The organism is Methylobacterium oryzihabitans (assembly GCF_004004555.2).
In the GTDB taxonomy this organism is placed as follows: domain Bacteria; phylum Pseudomonadota; class Alphaproteobacteria; order Rhizobiales; family Beijerinckiaceae; genus Methylobacterium; species Methylobacterium oryzihabitans.
Genome location: NZ_SACP01000018.1, coordinates 57,488 through 78,180, shown reverse-complemented (window position 1 = coordinate 78,180; position 20,693 = coordinate 57,488). Strand labels below are relative to the sequence as shown.

Below are 20,693 nucleotides of genomic sequence, written 5' to 3'. Positions count from 1 at the left end.
TGCGGGACTTCGTCCCGGCCCGCCCCGCGCACGAGTGCTTCGCACTCGCAGCGGGGCACCCTCCCCCGCAGAGGGGGGAGGGGAGTTTCTGGCCCTGCCGCCGCGGCCGGTCCATCATCGCCGCAACCCGCCGAGGCGGGCCCCCCCGCCGGGGGCACAACGAGGGAGGTCCCATGCCGCGCTTCGCCGCCAACCTGACGCTGATGTTCACCGAGGTGCCGTTCCTCGACCGCTTCGCCGCGGCGGCAGAGGCCGGCTTCACCGCGGTGGAGTTCCTGTTCCCCTACGACCACCCGCCGGAGGCGGTCGGCGAGCGGCTGTCGCGCCACGGCCTGACCCAGGCGCTGTTCAACCTGCCGCCCGGCGACTGGGCCGCCGGCGAGCGCGGCCTCGCGGCCCTGCCGGACCGGTTCGCGGAGCTGCAGGGGGGCGTCGAGACGGCGCTCGCCTACGCGGCCGCGACCGGCGTGCGGCGCCTGCACCTGATGGCCGGCATGGCGCCGCACCGCGACGAGGCGGCCCGGGCCGCCTACCGCCGCGCCGTCGCCTGGACCGCCGGGCGGCTGGCGCGCGAGGGGCTCGACCTCGTGCTGGAGCCGATCAACGCCCGCAACATGCCGGGCTACTTCCTCAACGACTTCGGGTATGCCGCCGACCTGATCCGCGAGCTGGCGCTGCCGAACCTGAAGCTCCAGTTCGACCTCTACCACTGCCAGATCCTGCACGGCGACGTGACGATGCGGCTGCGCGACCTGATGCCGATCGTCGGCCACGTCCAGACCGCGAGCGTGCCCGAGCGCCACGAGCCCGGCACCGGCGAGATGAACGACGCCTTCCTGTTCGCCGAGCTCGACCGGCTCGGCTACGACGGCTTCGTCGGCTGCGAGTACAACCCGAAGGCCGGCACGGTGCCCGGCCTGTCCTGGTTCGACCCCTACAGGCCCACCCAGACCGGAGCACGGGCATGACCCTCGCCCTTGGCTGCATCGCCGACGACTACACCGGCGCCTCCGACCTCGCCAACACCCTGAGCAAGGCGGGCCTGCGCACGGTCCAGACCATCGGCGTGCCGGCGGACGACCTCGCCCTGCCCGAGGTCGACGCGGTGGTGGTCTCGCTCAAGAGCCGGTCGATTCCGGCGCCGCAGGCGGTGGCCGCCTCGCGCGAGGCCGATGCGTGGCTGCGCGCGCGGGGCGCCGCCCACGTGATGTTCAAGGTCTGCTCGACCTTCGACTCGACCGATGCCGGCAATATCGGCCCGGTCACCGATGCCCTGCGCGAGGATGCCGGCGAGGCGATCGCCCTCGTCACCCCGGCCTTCCCGGAGACCGCCCGCACCGTCTACCAGGGCAACCTGTTCGTCGGCGCGGTGCCGCTGAACGAGAGCCCGTTGAAGGACCACCCGCTCAACCCGATGCGGGATTCGAACCTCGTGCGGGTGCTCGCCCGCCAGAGCCGCGCTCCGGTCGGGCTCGTGGATCTGGCCACCGTGGCCCGCGGCGTCGAGGCGGTGCGGGCGCGGCTGCGGGCGCTCGCGGGGGAGGGGCACGGTGCGGCCATCGCCGACGCGGTGTTCGACGGCGACCTCGCGGTGCTCGGCGCCGCGGCGCTCGACGCCAGGGTCTCGACCGGCGCGTCCGGCCTCGGCCTCGGCCTCGCCCGGGCGCTGATCGCCGCCGGAAGGGTCGCGGGACAGCCTGCCGGGACGGACGCCGGCACCGCGCTCGGCGGACCGGCGGCCTGCCTCGCCGGGAGCTGCTCGCAGGCGACGCTGGCCCAGGTCGCGGCGGCGGAGGCGGTCATGCCGGTCCACCGGCTCGACCCCGGCCGCCTGCTCGCCGGCGAGGACGAGGCCGGCGCGGCGCTCGCCTGGGCGATGGAGCGGATCGGCGACGGCCCGGTGCTGATCGCCAGCAGCCAGGATCCCGGCGCGGTCGCGGCGCTCCAGGCCCGGCACGGCCGCGACGCCGCCGGCCACGCCATCGAGGCCGCGATGGCGACCATCGCGGCCGGCCTCGTGGAGCGCGGGGTGCGCCGCCTCGTGGTGGCGGGCGGCGAGACCTCGGGCGCGGTGGTCGACCGCCTGAAGCTGCCGGCCTTCCTGCTCGGACCCGAGATCGCCGCTGGCGTGCCGGTCCTGCGCACCACCGACGGCGGCATGGTGCTGGCGCTGAAATCGGGCAATTTCGGCGGGCGGGCGTTCTTCGCCGACGCCCTCGCGCTGATGCCCTGAGGCGGGCGCGCCCGCGCGGGGTCATGCTCCCGCGGGCGTCTCCTCCCACCAGCCCTTCTCGGCCCGCAGGCCGTGCCCGCCGCGATAGGGCGCGACCTGCGGGCTCGACCAGCCGGCGAGCACGGCGGGGTCGAGCCGGTAGACCTCGACGGCGAGCGGACGGCAGACCTCGATCGGGTCGCGGGCGTCCGGCCCCCAGAGCGGCACCGACAGGTCGCCGCCTGGGCAGGTCGAGAGCGCGCAGAGCAGGTCGATCTCGGCGAAGAACTCAAGGAAGTCGCCGGCCTTCGCCGGGCAGTCGCGCATGAAGTACAGGTCGTCGTGGTTCAGGCCGGTCACCTGGAACACGTTGAGCACGTCGTGCACATCGAACTCGGTCAGGCCGAACGGCAGGACCGCGCGCACGAGGTTCGAGTGGCAGTGGAAGTGGAAGTCCTGCCCGGTGAGCAGCTTGTTGACGTAGGGGTCGCAGCGGGTGCCGAGCAGGTCGTGGACCCGCCCGCCATACTCGTCGGTGCCGTAGCCGGCCAGCGTGTCGGCGGTGATCGTCACGAGGGGACGCAGGAACGGCAGGGTCGACCACAGCCGGTCGAAGGTCGTGACGTGCGCCCCCTGGAGCTGGCGGGTGCGCGCCGCCCACAGCCGCTCGCGCGGGTCGTGCCGGTTCCAGATATTGAGGTCGCCGACCTGCGGCCCCTCCGGCGCGACGACCCGGACGACGTGGCCCGCCGGCACCTCCCACGCCCGCCCGGTGCGGATCGGGATGGTGAAGGATTCGACCAGCTCGCGCCCCGGCGCCTCGGCGAGGCGGGCGTAGAACGGGCGGTCGAGATCGAGGGCCGAGCCCTTCGAGACCTGATAGGCGGCCGGGAAGTCCTTCATGCCGTGCCCTCGCTCTGCTCCCGCATCCTGGTTGCAGATGCGGGAGCGGTCGGCAAGGAGCAACCGGCCGCCGGCTACTCCGCAGGGCGATCGGTTCACCGATCGTCCTGCGGTCGCCCGCAGGGCGACGCTCCATGCCGGGCGCGAAAAGCGCCCCGCGGAGCGGGTTCGAGGGGACGGATGTCCCCTCGAACGCGTAAGCGAAGCGAGAGCCAAGTGAACGGACGCGAACGCCGGCGCTTGAGGCCGGGCAACAAATCAGGGCGATCGCTTCAGAGCGATTGCCCGGGCCTACTCGGCCGCCGCGGCCACCGGCGCCTCCGGCGCCCGGAACCGGGCGAGCAGGGCCGCCTCCTCGGATTTGGCGGCGGCGAGGTTCTTCGCCTTGACCGGGCCGTAGCCGCGGATCGCCTGGGGCAGGTTGGCGAGGCCAACCGCGACGGCGTGGTTGGCGGGGGTGAGGCCGCGGCCGATCTCCTCCAGCAGCGCCTCGTACTCGGCGATCAGCCGGCGCTCGCCGCGCCGCTCGTGGGTGTAGCCGAACGGGTCGAAGGCGGTGCCGCGCAGGACCCTGCCGCGGGCGAGCAGCCCGAACGCCCGCATCATCCAGGGGCCGAAGCGCATCTTGCGCGGCCGGCCGGTCGCCGGGTCGGTGCGGGCGAGGAGCGGCGGCGCGAGGTGGAACTCGTAGGAGAGGTTCTCGCCCTCGAAGGTCCGTTCCACCTGCGCCTGGAAGCTGCCGTCGGTGTAGAGCCGCGCGACCTCGTACTCGTCCTTGTAGGCCATCAGCCGGAACAGCGCGCGCGCCGCCGCCTCGGCGAGCGGTGCCGCGCCGGGATGCACCACCGCCTCGCGGCCGCGGATGCGCGCCACCGCGTCGGCGTAGCGGTCGGCATAGGCGCGGTCCTGGTAGGCGGTGAGGAAGGCGATGCGCCTGGCGATCACCGCGTCGAGGTCGGGTGCCTCCTCGGCCGGCGCCGGCGCGTCGAGCACCGGCATCGTCTCCGGCGCGGCCGCCGCCCGGCGGCCCCACGCGAAGGCGGCGAGGTTCATCGCCACCGCCTCGCGGTTGAGTTCGATCGCCTTCGTCAGCGCGCCGTGCGACAGCGGCACCTGCCCGCGCTGCCAGGCGTAGCCGAGCATGAACAGGTTGGCGGCGAGCGCATTGCCGAGCAGCGCCACCGCGAGCCCGGTCGCGTCGGCGAAATCGGCACGGTCGGCGCCGGCCGCCTCGCGCACCGCGCGCTTGATCCGCTCCGCCGGCAGCGAGAAGTCCGGCTTGCGGGTGAAGTCGCCCGGCATCACCTCGGCGGTGTTGACGACGAGGTGGGTGCGCCCGGGCGTCACCGCGGCCAGCACCTTGCGCGAGCCCGTCACCACGAGGTCGCAGCCGAGCACGAGGTCGGCGGCCCCCGCGCCGACCCGGATCGCGTGGATGTCGTCCTGGCGGTTCGCGAGGCGGACGTGGCTGAACACCGCGCCGCCCTTCTGGGCGAGCCCGGCCATGTCGATCATGCCGAGGCCCTTGCCCTCCAGGTGGGCGGCCATGCCGAGGATCGCGCCCACCGTCACCACGCCGGTGCCGCCGACGCCCGTGACGATGATGTTGAAGGTGCCGTCGATCGCGGGAAGCGCCGGCTCGGGCAGGCCGTGATCCGGAGCCTCGCCGCCCGTCGCCGCGGGCAGGCCGACGGGCGTGGTGCGCGGCTTGGCGCCGTGCACCGTCACGAAGGACGGGCAGAAACCGTTGACGCAGGAAAAGTCCTTGTTGCAGCTCGACTGGTCGATGCGGCGCTTGCGGCCGAACTCGGTCTCGACCGGCTGGACCGCGACGCAGGTCGACTGCACCGAGCAGTCGCCGCAGCCCTCGCAGACGAGCTCGTTGATGATGACGCGCCGGTCCGGGTCGGGGAAGGCGTTGCGCTTGCGGCGCCGGCGCTTCTCCGAGGCGCAGGTCTGGTCGTAGATCATCACCGACACGCCCGGCACGGTCGCCAGTTCGCGCTGGACCGCGTCGAGGTCGTTGCGGTGGTGGATCGACAACCCGCCCGGCCACCGGATCGTGGGCGGATACTTGTCCGGCTCGTCCGTCACCAGGGCGATGCGCTCGACACCCTCGGCCCGGACCTGGGCGGCGATCCGGTCGACGGTGAGCGCGCCCTCGTGCGGCTGGCCGCCGGTCATCGCCACCGCGTCGTTGAACAGGATCTTGTAGGTGACGGTGGTCTTGGTGTGGATCGCCCAGCGCAGGGCCAGCGACCCCGAATGGTTGTAGGTGCCGTCGCCGAGGTTCTGGAACACGTGGCCGCGCTTCGAGAAGGTCGACTCGCCGACCCAGTTCGCGCCCTCGCCGCCCATCTGGGTGAAGCCGTCGGTGCCGCGCTCCATCCACTGCGCCATGTAGTGGCAGCCGATGCCGGCATAGGCGCGCATGCCCTCCGGCACCTTGGTCGAGGAATTGTGCGGGCAGCCGGCGCAGAAATGCGGGGTCCGGGTCGCGATGTCGACGGTGGCCGCCAGCCGCGCCTGCGCGCCCTTGAGCCGCGCGACGCGGCCCGCGAGGTCGTCGTTGCGGTGGTAGCGCAGCAGCCGCTCGCCGAGCGCCACCGCGATGTCGTTGGGATCGAGCGCGCCCTTGACCGGAAACAGCCAGTTGCCGTCCTCGTCCTTCTTGCCGATGCAGACCGGCTGGTTGGGCGTGCCGTACAGTTCCTCGCGGACCTGGACCTCGATCAGCGAGCGCTTCTCCTCGACCACCATCACGAGGTCGAGCCCGTCCGCGAAGGCGACCAGTTCGCGCCGCGACAGCGGCCACGGGCAGGCGACCTTGTAGAGCCGCAGCCCCATATCGTTGGCCTTGACCTCGTCGAGGCCGAGATCGTCCATCGCCTGCCGCACGTCGAGGTAGGACTTGCCGACCGTGATGACGCCGATCCTCGGCCGGCGCCCGCCCGAGAGCACGATGCGGTTGAGGTTGTTGGCGCGCACGAAGGCCAGCATCGCGTCGCGCTTGAAGTCCTGCAGCCGGGCCTCCTGCTCCAGGATGTTGTCCGGCGTGCGGATGTTGAGCCCGCCCGGCGGCATCATGACATCGTCGGGCAGCAGGATCTTCACCCGGTCGAGGCGGCCGTCGATGCTCGCCGTCGACTCGATGTTCTCCTTGATGCACTTGAACGCGACCCAGGTGCCGCAGAAGCGGCTCATCGCGTAGCCGTAGAGGCCGTAATCGACGATCTCCTGCACCCCGGCCGGGTTGAGGATCGGGCTCATCACGTCGACGAAGTGGAACTCCGACTGGTGCGCCACCGTGGAGGATTCGGCGGTGTGGTCGTCGCCCATCAGCGCCAGCACGCCGCCGTGGCGCGAGGTGCCGGCCATGTTGGCGTGGCGAAACACGTCGCCGGAGCGGTCGACGCCGGGGCCCTTGCCGTACCACAGCCCGAACACGCCGTCGTGGCGGCCCTCGCCGCGCATCTCGGCCTGCTGCGTGCCCCAGATCGCAGTCGCGGCCAGTTCCTCGTTGAGGCCGGGCTCGAAGCGGATGCCGGCGGAGTCGAGGACCTTGCGGGCACGCACGAGGTTCTGGTCGAGCCCGCCGATCGGCGAGCCGCGGTAGCCCGAGACGAAGCCGGCGGTGTCGAGCCCGGCGGCGCGGTCGCGGGCCCCCTGCATCAGCAGCATCCGGATCACCGCCTGGGTGCCGGTGACGAAGACCTGATCGCGGGAGAGGTCGTACTTGTCGTCGAGGGAGACGGCCCTGAGAGCCGGGGCGTCCGAGCGCGAGCCCATCCGTGCGTTCCTCCGTGCGGCGCGTCGCGGCCGGTTGGTCCGGCCCTCGTGGATCGCGCCCGATATGTCAGGAATGCTGACATTTCTGCCGGGGGGCGTCAACGCGGGTTGGAACGGTTGCAAGCTGGAGTGGGGACGCTCGCCTCGCCAACATCCCGCGACTGTGCTAGGCGACCGCCTTTGTTGCGCGGCGCGACGCGAGGCGGCGAGTTCAGGGTCGATGAAGGAAGACGAGTTCATCCGCGAGGTCAACGAGGACTACCGTCGTGACCGCGTGGCGCAGATCTGGCAGCGCTACAGCGGCGTCTTCATCGGCCTCGCGGTGCTGGTCGTGGTCGCGGTCGGCGGCTGGCGCTACTGGCAGCACCAGCAGACGGTCCAGGCCGAGGCGGCGGGGCAGAAGTTCGACGAGGTGGTGCGCGCCTCCAAGGGCGCGACGCCCGAGGCGGCCGAGAAGGCGTTCGCGGCGGTCGCCGCCGAATCGCCGGGCGGCTATCGCCTGCTCGCCCGCCTGCGCGCGGCGGCGGAGGCCGGCAAGGCCGACCCGGAGGCCGGCGCCAGGGCCTACGCGGCGATCGCCGACGACGCCTCGGTCGGCCACGGCCTGCGCGACCTCGCGCGCCTGCGCGCCGCGCTGCTGCGCCTCGACAAGGACGAGCCCGAGACCCTGAACACCCTTCAGAGCCTCGCCGCCCCGACGAGCGCCTTCCGCCACACCGCCCGCGAGATGCTCGGGCTCGCGGCCCTGCGCAAGGGCGACTACGACAAGGCCGGCTCGTGGTTCGAGCAGATCACCACCGACCGCGAGACGCCGCCGGGCCTGCGCCAGCGCCTCGAGGTCTACGTCGCGCTGGTGGCCGGCGGTCCGGTCCAGGTCACCGACGCCGCGCCCGCCGCTCCGGCCGCCCCGCCGCCGCCGGTGCCGGAGGCGACGACGCGGTGAGGAGCCGCCGCGGCTCGGTGGGCGATGGTTTCAAATCGTTGATTCCAGGGTTGAATTTTATAGCGCGGGATCCCCTCTCCCACTCGGGAGAGGGAGATTTCGCCAAGTCCTTCAGATCCTTTCGAGACAGGTAACACTCCCATGTCGATGCCCACCGTCGCGATCGTCGGGCGTCCGAACGTCGGCAAGTCGACGCTGTTCAACCGCCTCGTCGGGCGCAAGCTCGCCCTGGTCGACGACCGCCCCGGCGTCACCCGCGACCGGCGCGAGGGCGAGGTCCGCCTCGGCGACCTGCACTTCAAGATCCTCGACACCGCCGGGCTGGAGGAGGCCGAGGCCGATTCGCTCGCCGGGCGGATGCGGGCCCAGACCGAGGCGGCGATCCACGAGGCCGACGTCGTCCTGTTCGTGATCGACGCCCGCGCCGGCCTGCTGCCGGCCGACCAGCCCTTCGCCGAACTGGTGCGCCGGGCCGACAAGCCGGTGGTGCTGCTCGCCAACAAGGCCGAGGGCAATGTCGGGCTGTCGGGCGCCTACGAGGCGTTCGGCCTCGGCCTCGGCGATCCGGTCCCGGTCTCGGCCGAGCACGGCGAGGGCATGGGCCAGCTTCACGACGCCCTCGCGGAGGTGCTGCCGGAGCCCGAGCGCGACGACGACGGGGAGGACGCCGAGGGCCGCGCCCTCAAGGTCGCGATCGTCGGCCGGCCGAATGCCGGCAAGTCGACCCTCATCAACCGGATGCTCGGCGAGGACCGGCTGCTGGTCGGGCCGGAGGCCGGCATCACCCGCGACTCGATCTCGCTCGACTGGGAGTGGCGCGGGCGCCGGATCAAGCTGCACGACACCGCCGGGATGCGCCGCCGCGCCCGGATCGACGACAAGCTGGAAAAACTCGCGGTCTCCGACGGGCTGCGGGCGGTGCGCTTCGCCGAGGTGGTGGTGGTGCTCCTCGACGCCACGATCCCGTTCGAGAAGCAGGACCTCACCATCGTCGACCTCGTCGAGCAGGAGGGCCGCGCCCTGGTGATGGGTCTCAACAAGTGGGACCTCGTCGCCGACCAGCCCGGCCTGCTCAAGGACCTCAAGGAGAAGGCGACGCGCCTGCTGCCGCAGGTGCGCGGCGCCGCGGTCGTGCCGCTGTCGGGCCTCGCCGGCGAGGGAATCGACCGGCTGATGCAGGCGGTGGTCTCGACCTACGAGACGTGGAACCGCCGGGTCTCGACGGCGAAGATCAACCAGTGGCTGTCCGAGGCGACGCAGGCCAACCCGCCGCCGGCGGTGTCGGGCCGACGGGTCAAGATCCGCTACGCCACCCAGGTCAAGGCGCGCCCGCCGCACTTCGCGCTGTTCGGCAACCAGCTCGATGCGTTGCCGAAATCCTACACCCGCTATCTCGTCAACGGCCTGCGCGAAGCGTTCGAGCTGCCGGGCGTGCCGATCCGGCTGTCCCTGCGCACCTCGAAGAACCCGTTCGACAAGGGAGAGTAGCGATCACTTGGGCTTCGGGTCGGCCGGGAGGTTGCGGGCGTAGGCCTCGCGCTCCTCCTTCTCGCGCAGGATCGCCTCGTAGGCGGCCTTCGTCTCGGCCGAGACCGTGACGGTGCGGCCGCGCTCGGACTTGCGCCGCGGCGCGCGCCTGAAGCGGTCGGTGGTGTCGCTGCTCATCGCCTGCACTCCCCTCCGGTCGCCCCGCGATCGAGGCGACGCAACGTGAGGGGACCGCACGGGCGGGTCAAGCGGTCAATCGCGGCCGCGGCCGACGAGCCAGACCGGGTCGAACCAGCGGTCGGCCTCGCCGTCGTAGGGCAGGCGGGTGATGTCCCAGTTCTGGATGAACGGCGCGTAGACGTTCCAGACCGCGATCCCGCCGCCGACGAAGATCCGCCGGCCGGGATAGCGCGCCAGCACCGCCCGCGGGTCCTCGTGCGAGCGGATCACGTCGATCGTGCGGTCCCGGTAGGCGAAGTCCGGCACCGCCTCGATGGTCTTCGGGCCGGCGATCAGGACGTGCCCCTGCGTCTCGGCGAAGAACCGCGTCACGTCCTCGACGTAGAGCGGGTCGGTGTTGCCCTCCCAGGGCAGGCGGCCGTGAAGCCCGAGCTGGCCCCGCTGCCCGATGGCGCACATCGCCCGCACGTCGATCATCCCGGTTCTCCCGCGGGCCGCGCCGCCCTCAATCCGGCTTGCGCGGGGTGAGCAGCCGGTCGCCGACGAAGTCGTAGATCAGCCCGCTCTCGCTCCAGTCCGGCGAGGCGAGGCGCACGAAATGCGGTGCCAGATCCTCCGGGGTGCGCAGGGTCTCGGGATCCTCGCCCGGCATCGCCGCCTGGCGCATCTTGGTGCGCAGCGGACCGGGGCTCACCAGCATCGCGCGGACCGGCGTCGTCGCGGTCTCGGCGGCGTAGGTGCGCACCAGCGCCTCGAGCGCCGCCTTGGTCACCGCGTAGGGGCCCCAATACGCCTTGCAGGCACTCGCCGCCCCGGAGGTGACGAAGATCGCCCGCCCGGCGTCCGAGCGGCGCAGCAGCGGGTCGAGGGAGCGGATCAGGCGCCAGTTCGCCGTGACGTTGACGTCGAGGGCGCTCGCCCAGGTCTTCGGGTCGACATGGGCGAGCGGCATCAGGGCGCCGAGCACCCCGGCATTGCCGACCAGCACGTCGAGCCGGCCCCAGCGCTCGTGCAGCGCCGCGCCGAGACGGTCGATGGCGTCGAAGTCCCTGAGATCGAGCGGGACCAGCGTCGCCGAGCCGCCGGCGCCGCGGATCTCGTCGTCGAGTTCCTCCAGGGCGCCCTGGGTGCGGGCGAGGGCGACGACGTGCGCGCCGGCCGCCGCCAGGGCGAGGGCGGCGGCGCGGCCGATGCCGCGCGAGGCGCCGGTGACGACCGCGATGCGGCCGGCGAGGGTCTGGTCGGTCATCGGACGCTCAATCGGCCTCGGCGAGGATCGCCATCTGCCGCGGCGAGGCGATCGCGAGATCGGTCAGCGGCGTCGGGTAGTCCCCGGTGAAGCAGTGGTCGGTGAATTGCGGGCTGGCGGCGTTGCGGCTCTCCTCGCCCATCGCCCGGTACAGCCCCCCGATCGACAGGAAGGCGAGCGAGTCGGCGCCGATCACCCGCCGCATCCCCTCGAGGTCGTGGGTGGCGGCGAGCAGCTTCTCTTTCTCCGGCGTGTCGATGCCGTAGAAGTCGGGATGGGTGATCGGCGGCGAGGCGATGCGGAAATGCACCTCGCGGGCGCCGGCCTCGCGCATCATCCGGACGATCTTCATCGAGGTCGTGCCGCGCACGAGGCTGTCGTCGACGAGCACGATGCGCTTGCCCTCGATCGCCGCGCGGTTGGCCGAGTGCTTCATCCGCACGCCGAGCTCGCGCACCGACTGGGTCGGCTGGATGAAGGTGCGCCCGACATAGTGGTTGCGGATGATTCCCATCTCGAACGGCAGGCCCGCCTCCTGTGCGAAGCCCAAAGCCGCCGGCACGCCGGAATCCGGCACCGGGACCACGATGTCGGCCCCCGCCGGCGCCTCCTTGGCGAGTTCCACGCCGATGCTCTTGCGCACCGCGTAGACGTTCTTGCCGTTCACCACCGAGTCGGGGCGGGCGAAGTAGATGTACTCGAAGATGCACGGGCGCATCGGCTGCGCCTTGGCGAAGCGGATCGACTCGACCCCGTCGTCCGAGATCACCACCATCTCGCCGTTGTCGATGTCGCGCACGAAGCGGGCGCCGATGATGTCGAGGGCGCAGCTCTCGGAGGCGAGGATGTAGCGGCCGTCGAGCTCGCCGAGCACCAGCGGGCGGATGCCGAGGGGATCGCGGGCGCCGATGAGCTTCTTGTTGGTCAGCATCACCAGGGCGTAGCCGCCCTCGATCTGGCGGAGCGCGTCCATCAGGCGGTCGACCATGCGGACGTGGCGCGAGCGGGCGACGAGGTGGAGGATCGCCTCGGTGTCGGAGGTCGACTGGCAGATCGCGCCGTCGCGCACGAGCTGGCGGCGCAGCAGCAGGCCGTTGGTGAGGTTGCCGTTATGCGCCACCGCGAGGCCGCCGGATTCGAGCTCGGCGAAGAGCGGCTGCACGTTGCGCAGGATGGTCTCGCCGGTGGTCGAGTAGCGCACGTGGCCGATCGCGGCCCGGCCCTTGAGCCGCTCGATCGTCGCCAGGTCGGAGAACGAGTCGCCGACGAGGCCCATCCGGCGCTCGGAGTGGAACACCCGGCCGTCGAACGAGACGATGCCGGCCGCCTCCTGGCCGCGGTGCTGGAGCGCGTGCAGGCCGAGCGCCACGATCGCGGCGGCATCCGGGTGGTTGTGGATGCCGAAGATGCCGCATTCCTCGCGCAGGCGGTCGCCGTCGAGTTCCTCGCGCCAGTCGACCTCGTAGACGTCGCTGGCTCCCGACCCCGCCCGGCCGGTTTCGCTGCGTGCTGCCATGATGAGAAGCCCTTTGCGGCCGGTCACCCCGGCAGCCTCCGGTGTCCGAAATCCCACCCGCTCGCGCGGGACCCCGCCCGCACAGGCGGGCCACGACCCAACCCGAGACATCGTTCCCGACCCACGAGGGCGCGTTGTGCCGCCGGTTTTCGTCCCGGGGCGGCCCGTTCCCTTCGGCCGTCATGTAATCGTCAGATGGGGCGGCGCCAAGGCGAGGAACACCGCGCCGGCGCCGGGGACCCCTGCGCCGGGCGCCGGGCCCGCGGGGGCGTCAGCGACGGGCCGGGGTCGTGCCCGCATCGGTGCGCCGCTGGGGCGGCGCGTCGCCCTCGGCCGGGACGTCGGTGCCGGGATCGCCGTCGGGCTTGGGCTTGCGGAACTGCTTGAGCAGGCCCTCGGGGTTGTCGGGCAGCATCGCGACGAGGCGCTGGCCGCTGGTCTCCAGGACCTCGCGGCTGCGGGCCTGCTGGGCCCAGTCCGGCACCTTGCCCTGGACGAGCCAGGACAGGAACACCCAGCCGATGACGCAGATCAGGAAGCCGCGCGCCGCCCCGAAGGCGAGGCCGAGGCTGCGGTCGACGGCGCCGATGCGCGAGTCGAGGATCAGGTCGGAGATCTTCACCGTGATGATCGACACCACCAGCAGCGTCACGAGGAAGATCGCGGCGATCGACGCGACCAGCGCGACGGTGTCGCTGGAGACGTGCTGCTTGATCGTCGGCAGCAGCAGCGGGTGGAGCGTGTAGGCGACGACGGCCGCCGCCACCCAGGCGACGATGGCCAGCACCTCGCGGGTGAACCCGCGCACCGCCGCGAGCAGCGCGGAGATGACCACCACGCCCAGAACAACGAGATCGAGAACGGAAAACGGCATCGCAGGAACGGTTCGGGGGCGAGGTCCATGGCCGGAGAGCGCGGCTGCCCTGACCGCGCCGGCCGGTATACTCTGCCCCGGTCGCCCCGTCACCCTTGTGCCGGCGGGGCCGGTGCCGGCGGGGCCGGATCCCCCTCCAACGGGAAACGGCCGCGCCCCGGGGGGGAGCGCGGCCGCCGACGACGGGCTGGAGCCCGACGCCTACCGGAACAGCGACAGGATGTTCTGCGCCGCCGAGTTGGAGATGCTGAGCGACTGGATGCCGAGCTGCTGCTGCGTCTGCAGCGCCTTCAGCTTCGTCGACTCCTCCTCCATGTCGGCGTCGACCAGGGCGCCGATCGAGCTGGTGTTGATGTCCGATAGCTTCTTGGTGAAGTCCTGCTGCGAGGCGATCAGGGTCGAGGTCGAGCCGAGGCTCGACGAGCCCGACTGCAGCTTCAGGATCGTGGCGTCGATGACCTTGATGTAGGCCTGGATCTGGGCCTTGTCCGCGTCGCCCTTGCCGAGGGCCGAGATGTTGAAGTCCTTGATCGACTGGACGACCGCCGTGGCTCCGGCGGCGCCGGGCGTGATGACGTACTTGGTGTCGAGGAAGCCCTTCTTGTCGGCCGCGGTGCCGCTCACCGCAACGGTGGCCCCTTCGGCGCCGGCGACCGTGGATGAGGCGGCGATCGCCGTGAAGGCGGTGGTCAGGGTGGTGTTCGAGGTGCCCGAGGCGTTGGAATCGTAGATGATGAACGAGCCGGTATCGAGCTTCGAGGTGCTGACCGTCACCGTGCCGTTGTTGCGCGAGAACGCCGACACGAGGCCGACCTGATCCGAAAAGCCTGCGGCGCCGGAGTTGACCGACAGCCAGTTCGACCCGTTCATCACGGTGTTGTCGGCGGTGGTCTTGATGCCCTTGAGCAGGTCGTTGATCTCGTTCTGGGTCGTCGCCCGATCGACGTTGGTCGAGATCGCGTTGATGAGCTTGTTCTTGATCGTGGTGAGGTTCTCGGTGACCTGGTTCACGCCGCCGGCCGCGGCCTTGACCGAGTTGGCGTCGAGCCGCATCGCGTCGGTGACCGCCGACAGCGAGCCGTTGTCCGACCGCAGGGTCTGGGCGATCGACCAGTAGGCGGCGCCGTCGGCGGCCGACGAGATGCGCTGGCCGGTCGAGATCCGGTTGCTGGTGGTATCGAGGTCCTTGTTGATCGAGCTGAGCGTCTGCAGCGCGATGATGGCCGAGTTGTTCGTCAGGATGCTCGTCACGATACGTCCCCTTGCGCGCCGATTGGCTTGGGATGGGTCTTCGAGAGGACATCCGGGCTCACACCGGGGCAGCGGAGCGGCATCATGCCTTTGCCCGCCGGACGGCGGGCAACCCACTGTGCGTTGTTCAAGGTTGCCGTCGCCGTCCCGGCGGGGACGCCTCCGCCCCGAACGGAGGCGGCGGTGTCCCGTGCCGTGGGCGGCGTCGTCGCCCTGTTCCGCACAAGCTGCCTGTGAGACCCTAGAGAACCGTTAAGCGGCCGCCGCCCCAGCCGTCCGGCTCACCCGACGCGGCCTTCGTCCGACACGATCGCCATCCGACGCGGCCCTTCGACCGACGCGGCTCTTCATCCCACGAAGGTGTAGCCCACCATCCGCTTGGCTTCGATCGGATCGCGCCCCAGGCGCCCGCGGAGCTTCTTGCGCAGCTTGCTGATGTGGCCCTCGACCACGCTCTCCTCGACGTCGCAGCCGCCGTCGCGGTAGATCGCGTCGAAGATCTGGGTCTTGGTCAGCCAGCGGCCGCGGTTGCGCGCGAGGTATTCGAGGATGTGCCGCTCGCGGCGCGGCAGCATCAGGCTGTCGCCGTCGATCTCCGGGTCGCGCCCGTCGAAATGCACGGTGAGGCTCTCGGCCCGCTGCGGCGCCATGATCCGGGCCTCGCCGCGGTGCATGCGCCGGCGGATCGCCTCGGCCCGGGCGAGGATCTCGCGCACGTGGACCGGCTTGCGCACGACGTCGTCGATGCCCGCCGTCAGCAGGTCGAGGGTGTTCTGGAGCGAGCGGGTCTCGCTGAGCGCGATGATCGGGGCCTGGGAGCGCCGGCGGATCGTGGCGGTGTGGCCGGTGCGGTCCTCGCAGGCGCCGAGCAGGAAGCCCTTCACCGCCGCGAGGTCGCCGGCCCGGCTCCGGTCGAGCCAGGAGCCGAAGTCCTGCGACTGCACGCCCTGGGAGGCGACGCCCTCGTGGCCGAAGCCCGCCACGTATTCCGCGGTCACGCACTGCCGCTCATCGACGACGATGTACACTGCCGCTACCCCTTCAGGCGGATGCCGGTTGCCGTCGCGCGCCCTCGCGCCCCACGAGGAGCGCCGCGTCGCGGCGTCGGACGAGTGGATTGTCGGGATGGCCTGCCGGCGGGCGGGGGAGGGGACCGGTCTCGACCGGTTCCCCTCGCGCCCCGTCAGATCACGATTAACGTTTATTGACGGGGATGGTTAAGGACCGGTTAACGGGGAGGCTTGCGAGGTTTCCGGAGGGTGTTCGGCCGGCCCGGTGGCGTCAGAGGCCATGGCCCGCCGCCCTCGACGCCCGGCCGGTCGGGCCCTGACGCAGGGACCTCTTCGCCCGAGACCCGGGGATCCGTCCGGCAAAGCCTGAGGTGTGGGCTTTTTGCCGCGATCCCGAGCAACTGTTCTTGAAGCCGGCGGAACGCTGCGACGCGAAAGCGATGCAGGTGCGGGCCGGCCGGAACCGCGCTAGAAGTTGCCGAATCACCCGACCGGACGCCGACGGGTCCGCGCCGCACCCGGCCTCGCGCCGCGGCGCCCGGCCGGCGAGCCCCACCCCGCTCCGGCGCGGACGGCACGAAGCGCCCACGAGGACGACATGACCGAGATCACGCTGAGCGTCTGCGTCACGACCGGACGCCGGCCCGCCTTCCTCGACGGGCTCCTGACGCGGCTCGCGGCGGAGATCCGGCCCGGCGTCCCGTTCGAGGTCGTGGTCTCGGATGCCGGCGAGGACGATGCGGCGCGGAGAATCGTCGAGCGGCACGCGGCCGCCGGCCTGCCGGTGGTCCACCTGCGTCATGCCGGCCCGGTCGACGGCCCGGCCCACCTCGTCGACGCCCTGCACCGCGGCCGCGGCCGCTACCTCGTGGCGCTGGCCGACGACGCCCTGCTCGATCCGCAGGGCCTCGCCGAGACGATCGCCTTCCTCGACGGCGCGCCCGAGGTGCTGGCCGCCTACGCGCCTCCCAATTTCCATGACGACACCACCGGCCGCTCGGCCGGCCCGCTCCACCGGCTCGACGGCGACGCGGTCTTCGCGACCGGGGACGCCCTCGACCTGCTCGGCTTCCTCGTGCGCCACGGCCTGCGCCCCGACCACGCGGTGTTCCGGGCCGAGGCGGTCCGCCGGATCCTGTCGCCGGGCGCCGCCTGCCACTGGAGCCTCGTTGCCCTGAGCCGGATCGTCGCCGCCGGCGCGGTGGCGTTCCGCGCCCGTCCGTTCCTGCGCCTCGTCACCCGCAGCGGGGTCGCCGAGGCCCGCGGACGCGACCTCGTCGAGGAGCAGTGGGACCTCGACCGGGGCGGGCTCGAATACCTCGTCCAGGGGTTGCTGGCGCAGATCGGCGCCCAGCTCGATGCCGGCCAGCGTCAGGTGTTCCGCGACGCCGTCGACGCCTACGTCCAGTCGCGCCTGCGCCTCGCCCTGCGGCAGTGGCAGGCCCTCGGCGACTTCGTGCGCACCCACGAGATCCTGTGCCGCCTGCGGGCGATGGCGGCCGGGCCGGTGCCGGAGATCGAGGCCGAGATCGAGAACCCCGAGCGCCTGCCGCTCCTCGTGGCGGTGCAGACCCTCGCCCGGTTCGCCAACGGGCTCGCCGGCGTCAACCGCCTCGTCCTCGTCGGGGTCGCGGACGGACCCTCGCTCAGCAGCCTCCTGCGCGAGCTCGGCCTCGACCGCCGCATCCTGGTCACGCCGCCGGTGGCTGGCGCGCCGGCGGTGAACGGGTCGAGCCTCGTCTTCCTCGCCGACGAGGCCGAGCGGCAGCGCTTCCTCGACCAGGGCTACGCGCCCGGCCTGATCGTCAGCGAGCGCGACCTCGTCGGCGGGCCGGCGTGAGACGATCGTCTCATACGATTTCCGATTGATTGCTTCGCAATGCGGAAATCGGCTTCCCTCAGGCGCCGCGCGGGCTGGTGATACGGTTTTACGGAACGAATCGTCCGAAAACCGTATCATACGAAATCCGATTGATTGCTCCAGGCGATCCTGGCGGATCGCTTTCGCAATGCGGATCTCGGCTCCGCTCAGGTGCGCGCAGAGCTTTGCTCTGCGCCGCGCGGGCTGGTGAGACGATTTCCGGAACGGATCGTCCGGAAATCGTCTCACGCCGCCGTCAGCTTCTCGATGCCGTAGACCCGGTCGGTGACGACGAGCGCCACGATCGCGACCAGCATCTGCACGGTGCTGACCGCGGCGATCGAGGGGTCGAACTGATTCTCCATGTAGCTCAGCATCACCACCGGCAGGGTGCTGGTGCTGGCGCTGCCGAAGAAGAACGACAGCGGCAGGTTGTCGAGGGAGGTCAGGACCGCGAACAGGCCGCCGGCGAACACGCCCGGCCGCACCAGCGGCAGCGTGGTGTAGCGGAAGGTCTGCCAGCGGGTGGCGCCGAGCACCGCCGACGCCTCCTCGAGGTCGGGCGGCAGCGAGCGGTAGACCGCCAGCACCGTGCGGGTGACGTAGGGAATCCCCGCCACCGTGTGGGCGATCAGCAGCGCGGTGAACGACAGCCCGAACGACAGGCTCGCCAGGAAGTACAGCAGGGCGAGGCCGAGCACGATCGCCGGCACGGTGATCGGCGCGAGCAGGAAGTTCGACACCAGGGCCGCCGGCACCCCGCGGGAGCGGGCGAGCGCCAGGGCCGCCGGCACGCCGAGCGCCGCCGCCAGAACCGTCGAGGCGAGCGCCACCTCGATCGAGACCAGCATCGCGTCGAGGAACGGCCGGTACTCGATGATCCGCCAGTACCAGCGCAGGGTGTAGCCCGGGATCGGGAAGGTGATGAACGAGGCCGAGGAGAACGACACCAGCACCACCGCGGCGATCGGCGCCACGATGAAGCCCAGGAAGGCGACGACGTAGGCGCCGAGCGCCAGGGCGGCCCAGTTCGGCCGGCGCCGGCGGCGCGGCGGCATCGCGGTCAGGCTCGGCGTGCTCATGCCTTCACCCCTTCCCGGCGCAGGAACCGCGCCTGGAGCGCGAGGCAGATCAGCGCCATGAACAGCAGGAGGTTGCCCATCGCGGCGGCGAAGCCGGTGTCCTGCGCCACGTTGAACTGCTGGTAGATCAGGAGCGACAGCGTCGTGACCTTGCCCCCGCCGAGCAGCAGCATGGTGAGGAAGCTGCCGTTGGTGACGACGAAGACCAGGATGCAGCCGGTCGCGACCCCGTCGAGGCTCAGCGGCAGGGTGATGCGGAAGAACGTGGCGAGCGGCCCGGCGCCGAGCACCCGCGAGGATTCCTCCAGTCGCACGTCGACCTGCTGCAGCACCGCCACGATGGACAGCACCATGAACGGCACCAGCACGTGGACGAGGGCGACGTAGACCGCGATCGGGTCGTCGGCGAGGTTGGTCGGCCGGGCGATGAGACCCCAGTCGTGCAGCAGCAGCGTCACCGGCCCCTTGCGGGCGAGCAGCACCCGCCAGCCGAAGGTGCGCATGATGATCGAGGTCAGGAGCGGCGCGATCAGCAGGAAGACGATCAGCCCGTTCCAGCGCCCGGCGTAGCGCACCATGAAGTAGGCGACCGGGTAGCCGACGACGAGGCTCGCCAGCGTCGCGATCACCCCGACCTTCAGCGTCTCGGCGAGGATGCCGGCATAGTACGCGTCGCCGAGCAGCTTGGCGTAGAACGCGAACGGGCCGTGCACCAGCGCGTCCCCGGTCGCGACGCTGCGCCACAGGTTGGCGCCGAGCGGGATGACGAAGAAGAACCCGAGGAAGACCATGACCGGCACGGTCCAGCTCGAACTCGCCAGCCGGTAGGGCGTGCCGCGGCGCCGGGCCGGGGCGGGCTCCGCCAGGGCGGCGGGGACGGGGTCGGCCTTCACGGTCGTCATGGCGCGTCCTGCGATGCCGGGGAGTCCTGCGATGCCGGGGAGTTCTGGGACGAGGGAGCGTCCTGCAGCACGATGGCGCCGGAGGCCGGCCAGGACAGGCCGACGCGGCCGTCCGCCGGCACCTCGCGCCGGGCCTGGCTGTAGGCGAAGACCGGGCCGTCCTGCCCCGGCACGTCGAGCTCGTAGGCGAAGTAGCTGCCGCGGAACACCACGTCCTGCACCCGGGCCGGGATGCCGTCCTCCTCGGGCGGGCCGATCGTCAGGCGCTCGGGCCGGACCGCGAGCAGCACCCGGCGCCCGGCGGCGAGCGGCTCGGGCGAGCGCACGAGGCTGCGCGGGGCGCGGTCGAGGTCGAGGGTCACGGCCCAGTCCTCCGGGCCGGCCCGGTCCGCCACCGTGCCGGCGAAGATGTTGGCGGTGCCGAGGAATTCCGACACGAAGCGGGTGCGCGGACGCTCGTAGACCTCGGTCGGGGCGCCGACCTGGACGATGCGGCCCTCCGCCATCACGGCGACGCGGTCGCTCATCGTCAGCGCCTCTTCCTGGTCGTGCGTCACGATGATCGACGTGATGCCGAGGCGGCGCTGGATCTCCCGCAGCTCGAACTGCATCCGCTCGCGCAGGTTCTTGTCGAGGGCGCCAAGCGGCTCGTCGAGGAGCAGCACCGAGGGATTGGTGACCAGCGAGCGGGCGAGCGCCACCCGCTGCTGCTGGCCGCCGGAGAGCTGGTGAATCTGCCGGTCCTCGTACTGGCCGAGCCGCACGAGGTCGAGCATCCGGCGCACCCGCACCCGGCGCTCCGCCGCCGGCACGCGGCGCATCTTGAGGCCGTAGGCGACGTTCTCGGCCACGCTCATGTGCGGGAACAGGCTGTAGTTCTGAAACACCATGCCGAGGCCGCGGCGGTTCGGGGCCAGGTCGGTGACGTCCTCGCCGCCGATCAGCACCTGGCCGGTATCGGGCGCCTCGAACCCGGCGATGATGCGCAGCGTCGTGGTCTTGCCGCAGCCCGACGGCCCGAGCAGAGCGAGCATCTCGCCGCCGCCGATCGCCAGCGTCAGGGGCTTGAGCGCCTGGAGCGATCCGAAGCTCTTGCTGATCTCGGCGAGCTTCAGCGGCACCGCACTGGTCATCGGCCATTCCCCGGGCTGTGGTGTGCGGACGGGCGGACCTGCGAGGCGCCGCGCCGTCACATCTTCACTAAAATGAACGCGGCCCGTCAAGCAATCCTGGTGCGGGAATCGGCCGGCAGCAAGTCACGGATGGTTGAGCCGTCGCATCAATCGCGGGCAGGTGGTGCCTTTTCGGGCAACGTCGCCGTTTTCCCCGTTGTGCCGGGTTGTGCGTCCGTTCATGATAGTGAATATCGGCCGGGTCGCAGGCCGAGCGAGGGAGCCGGTTCATGGGTGCGGGACACGGAACGAACGCGGTCC

The 20,693-nt window shown here is 71.6% G+C and carries 17 protein-coding genes; 5 read left to right on the top strand and 12 right to left on the bottom strand.

Annotation, left to right across the window (positions count from 1 at the left end; translation table 11 throughout):
- Positions 1-173 precede the first annotated feature (173 nt).
- Together otnI and otnK are read left to right on the top strand one after the other, a co-directional pair.
- On the top strand, positions 174-968 hold the full coding sequence (otnI, locus tag EOE48_RS18170; protein ID WP_127731717.1) for a 2-oxo-tetronate isomerase: 795 nt from the start codon (positions 174-176) through the stop codon (positions 966-968).
- Positions 965-2,233, top strand: a complete 1,269-nt coding sequence (gene otnK, locus EOE48_RS18165; RefSeq protein ID WP_127731715.1) for a 3-oxo-tetronate kinase — start codon at positions 965-967, stop codon at positions 2,231-2,233. Before otnI ends, otnK begins: the two co-directional genes overlap by 4 nt.
- 21 nt (positions 2,234-2,254) lie before the next feature.
- On the opposite strand, the gene EOE48_RS18160 is transcribed toward otnK, so the two are convergent.
- Positions 2,255-3,115: an urea carboxylase-associated family protein gene (locus tag EOE48_RS18160; protein WP_127731713.1), complete on the bottom strand. Its 861-nt coding sequence runs from the start codon at positions 3,113-3,115 to the stop codon at positions 2,255-2,257.
- A 291-nt stretch (positions 3,116-3,406) separates the two neighbouring features.
- Entirely contained in the window at positions 3,407-6,904 is a 3,498-nt protein-coding gene (locus tag EOE48_RS18155) for an indolepyruvate ferredoxin oxidoreductase family protein (protein ID WP_127731711.1), read from the bottom strand.
- Positions 6,905-7,124: 220 nt separating this feature from the next.
- Between EOE48_RS18155 and EOE48_RS18150 the strand changes: the two genes are divergently transcribed.
- Both EOE48_RS18150 and der read left to right on the top strand, forming a co-directional pair.
- Positions 7,125-7,847 (top strand): tetratricopeptide repeat protein, encoded by a 723-nt coding sequence (locus tag EOE48_RS18150; RefSeq protein WP_127731709.1) that lies wholly within the window; start codon positions 7,125-7,127, stop codon positions 7,845-7,847.
- A gap of 141 nt (positions 7,848-7,988) precedes the next feature.
- Positions 7,989-9,335 carry a ribosome biogenesis GTPase Der gene (der, locus tag EOE48_RS18145; protein WP_127731707.1) on the top strand — a complete coding sequence of 449 codons (1,347 nt, stop codon included), beginning with the start codon at positions 7,989-7,991 and terminating at the stop codon, positions 9,333-9,335.
- Positions 9,336-9,338: 3 nt separating this feature from the next.
- On the opposite strand, the gene EOE48_RS29255 is transcribed toward der, so the two are convergent.
- The 7 genes from EOE48_RS29255 to EOE48_RS18115 all read right to left on the bottom strand — a co-directional run bounded on the left by EOE48_RS29255 (position 9,339) and on the right by EOE48_RS18115 (position 15,433).
- The gene (locus EOE48_RS29255) at positions 9,339-9,512 is read right to left on the bottom strand and encodes a hypothetical protein (protein ID WP_187371461.1); all 174 of its coding nucleotides are present in this window, start codon (positions 9,510-9,512) and stop codon (positions 9,339-9,341) included.
- A gap of 75 nt (positions 9,513-9,587) precedes the next feature.
- Positions 9,588-9,992 carry a dihydrofolate reductase gene (locus tag EOE48_RS18140; protein WP_127731705.1) on the bottom strand — a complete coding sequence of 135 codons (405 nt, stop codon included), beginning with the start codon at positions 9,990-9,992 and terminating at the stop codon, positions 9,588-9,590.
- A 28-nt stretch (positions 9,993-10,020) separates the two neighbouring features.
- On the bottom strand, positions 10,021-10,764 hold the full coding sequence (locus tag EOE48_RS18135; RefSeq protein ID WP_127731703.1) for an SDR family NAD(P)-dependent oxidoreductase: 744 nt from the start codon (positions 10,762-10,764) through the stop codon (positions 10,021-10,023).
- A gap of 7 nt (positions 10,765-10,771) precedes the next feature.
- Entirely contained in the window at positions 10,772-12,280 is a 1,509-nt protein-coding gene (gene purF / locus EOE48_RS18130; protein ID WP_127731701.1) for an amidophosphoribosyltransferase, read from the bottom strand.
- 271 nt (positions 12,281-12,551) lie between these two features.
- Positions 12,552-13,154, bottom strand: a complete 603-nt coding sequence (locus EOE48_RS18125) for a CvpA family protein (protein WP_127731699.1) — start codon at positions 13,152-13,154, stop codon at positions 12,552-12,554.
- Positions 13,155-13,355: 201 nt separating this feature from the next.
- Positions 13,356-14,405, bottom strand: coding sequence for a flagellin N-terminal helical domain-containing protein (locus EOE48_RS18120; RefSeq protein ID WP_187371460.1), 1,050 nt, complete (start codon positions 14,403-14,405; stop codon positions 13,356-13,358).
- Positions 14,406-14,752: 347 nt separating this feature from the next.
- Positions 14,753-15,433, bottom strand: a complete 681-nt coding sequence (locus tag EOE48_RS18115) for a response regulator transcription factor (protein WP_127731695.1) — start codon at positions 15,431-15,433, stop codon at positions 14,753-14,755.
- A gap of 580 nt (positions 15,434-16,013) precedes the next feature.
- Here EOE48_RS18115 and EOE48_RS18110 point away from each other — a divergent pair.
- On the top strand, positions 16,014-17,255 hold the full coding sequence (locus tag EOE48_RS18110) for a glycosyltransferase family A protein (RefSeq protein WP_127731693.1): 1,242 nt from the start codon (positions 16,014-16,016) through the stop codon (positions 17,253-17,255).
- Positions 17,256-17,521: 266 nt separating this feature from the next.
- On the opposite strand, the gene EOE48_RS18105 is transcribed toward EOE48_RS18110, so the two are convergent.
- The 3 genes from EOE48_RS18105 to EOE48_RS18095 are packed head-to-tail and all read right to left on the bottom strand — an operon-like array spanning position 17,522 to position 20,393.
- The gene (locus EOE48_RS18105) at positions 17,522-18,358 is read right to left on the bottom strand and encodes an ABC transporter permease (RefSeq protein ID WP_246154580.1); all 837 of its coding nucleotides are present in this window, start codon (positions 18,356-18,358) and stop codon (positions 17,522-17,524) included.
- Positions 18,355-19,260, bottom strand: a complete 906-nt coding sequence (locus tag EOE48_RS18100) for an ABC transporter permease (protein WP_127731691.1) — start codon at positions 19,258-19,260, stop codon at positions 18,355-18,357. The genes EOE48_RS18105 and EOE48_RS18100 overlap by 4 nt, the downstream gene beginning before the upstream one ends.
- Positions 19,257-20,393: an ABC transporter ATP-binding protein gene (locus EOE48_RS18095; protein WP_127731689.1), complete on the bottom strand. Its 1,137-nt coding sequence runs from the start codon at positions 20,391-20,393 to the stop codon at positions 19,257-19,259. The genes EOE48_RS18100 and EOE48_RS18095 overlap by 4 nt, the downstream gene beginning before the upstream one ends.
- Positions 20,394-20,693: the final 300 nt, after the last annotated feature.

Coding starts and splice junctions, on each gene's coding strand:
- otnI (WP_127731717.1), top strand. CDS start 174: ATGCCGCGCTTCGCCGCCAACCTGACGCTGATGTTCACCGAGGTGCCG.
- otnK (WP_127731715.1), top strand. CDS start 965: ATGACCCTCGCCCTTGGCTGCATCGCCGACGACTACACCGGCGCCTCC.
- EOE48_RS18160 (WP_127731713.1), bottom strand. CDS start 3,115: ATGAAGGACTTCCCGGCCGCCTATCAGGTCTCGAAGGGCTCGGCCCTC.
- EOE48_RS18155 (WP_127731711.1), bottom strand. CDS start 6,904: ATGGGCTCGCGCTCGGACGCCCCGGCTCTCAGGGCCGTCTCCCTCGAC.
- EOE48_RS18150 (WP_127731709.1), top strand. CDS start 7,125: ATGAAGGAAGACGAGTTCATCCGCGAGGTCAACGAGGACTACCGTCGT.
- der (WP_127731707.1), top strand. CDS start 7,989: ATGTCGATGCCCACCGTCGCGATCGTCGGGCGTCCGAACGTCGGCAAG.
- EOE48_RS29255 (WP_187371461.1), bottom strand. CDS start 9,512: ATGAGCAGCGACACCACCGACCGCTTCAGGCGCGCGCCGCGGCGCAAG.
- EOE48_RS18140 (WP_127731705.1), bottom strand. CDS start 9,992: ATGATCGACGTGCGGGCGATGTGCGCCATCGGGCAGCGGGGCCAGCTC.
- EOE48_RS18135 (WP_127731703.1), bottom strand. CDS start 10,764: ATGACCGACCAGACCCTCGCCGGCCGCATCGCGGTCGTCACCGGCGCC.
- purF (WP_127731701.1), bottom strand. CDS start 12,280: ATGGCAGCACGCAGCGAAACCGGCCGGGCGGGGTCGGGAGCCAGCGAC.
- EOE48_RS18125 (WP_127731699.1), bottom strand. CDS start 13,154: ATGCCGTTTTCCGTTCTCGATCTCGTTGTTCTGGGCGTGGTGGTCATC.
- EOE48_RS18110 (WP_127731693.1), top strand. CDS start 16,014: ATGACCGAGATCACGCTGAGCGTCTGCGTCACGACCGGACGCCGGCCC.
- EOE48_RS18105 (WP_246154580.1), bottom strand. CDS start 18,358: ATGAGCACGCCGAGCCTGACCGCGATGCCGCCGCGCCGCCGGCGCCGG.
- EOE48_RS18100 (WP_127731691.1), bottom strand. CDS start 19,260: ATGACGACCGTGAAGGCCGACCCCGTCCCCGCCGCCCTGGCGGAGCCC.
- EOE48_RS18095 (WP_127731689.1), bottom strand. CDS start 20,393: ATGACCAGTGCGGTGCCGCTGAAGCTCGCCGAGATCAGCAAGAGCTTC.